2 protein-coding genes are annotated in these 1002 nt (G+C 60.3%); both read right to left on the reverse strand.

Annotated elements, in window-relative coordinates:
* On the reverse strand, nucleotides 1–472 hold a 472-nt coding region (locus CDQ92_RS20675; protein WP_144035857.1), incomplete at its 3' end, for an RrF2 family transcriptional regulator.
* 160 nt (nucleotides 473–632) lie between these two features.
* A partial coding sequence (locus CDQ92_RS20680) for a response regulator transcription factor (RefSeq protein ID WP_144035858.1) occupies nucleotides 633–1002 on the reverse strand: 370 nt, incomplete at its 5' end.

The raw sequence follows: 1002 nt of genomic DNA on the forward strand, positions 1-1002 counted from the left end.
ATTTGGCTTCGCTGCCGAATTCGGGCGGCGCCTTCGATTGGAGCCGGTTCGAAATATCCGCGAGCGTTTCACTCGCGAGCGCGTCGCGCATCGCTTTTTCGGCCTTGAGCATCACGGCGTGGATCGAACAGACGCCGCGACTGGCCCAGTCCGGTGGCTTGCCGTCAAACAGCGCGCAGCGGCCGCGAATTTCCTGACATTCAAAAAGCGGCTTGCGGCCTTCAATCGCATCGACCAGCGCCAGAACGCTAATCGCCTCTGGCCGGCGAGCGAGGAGATAACCACCCTTCACGCCACCGGCTGCGCGGACGATGCCCGCCTTTTCGAGTTTTGCGAAGATTTTGGACACGAATGTCGGCGAGATGCCTTCGAACGATGCGATATCCCGCGCGCTGCGCGGCTGATGATCCGCGTCAATAAGCGCGAGCAGGCCATGGATGCCATATTCGACGCTGGCGGTAAGATGAGCCATAACATGGACTATATCACTCCACATTTGATGGCGCAAGAAGCCCCCGACGCCGGCACAGCCGGCGTCGGGGGCGCTGCCCGCCTGCGCACGAGGCGCAGGATATGGTCAGAAGTGATAGGCAACGCCGGCGAGCACCTGATGGCGCTCGAACTTCGTGCCGCTACCGCCGAGATCGCTGTAACGACTGTCTCTTATACACATCTAGATGTGTATAAGAGACAGCGTCCGTACCGATCGCGGATCCAAGCACTTGGAGCAAGCGATGATCGGTAACCGGCTTCATCAGCCAATCGAAGGTGCCGAGCGCGAGCGCGCGGTCGCGCATCCTCGCGTCGCGAACCGACGTCAATACGACGACGGGTAGGGTCGAGCCTGCGGAATGCAGCCGCTCGATCAATTCGAGCCCGTTCATTCCCGGCATGCGGATGTCGGTGACCAAACAGGCGAAACGCCGATGTGGCAGGTCGGAAAGAAAGGCCAAGGCACCATCATAGGCGACGCAGTCGAGACCCTGTCTCTTATACACATCT

Origin of the sequence: Sphingopyxis bauzanensis (assembly GCF_002205675.1) — a bacterium.
GTDB lineage: Bacteria > Pseudomonadota > Alphaproteobacteria > Sphingomonadales > Sphingomonadaceae > Sphingopyxis > Sphingopyxis bauzanensis.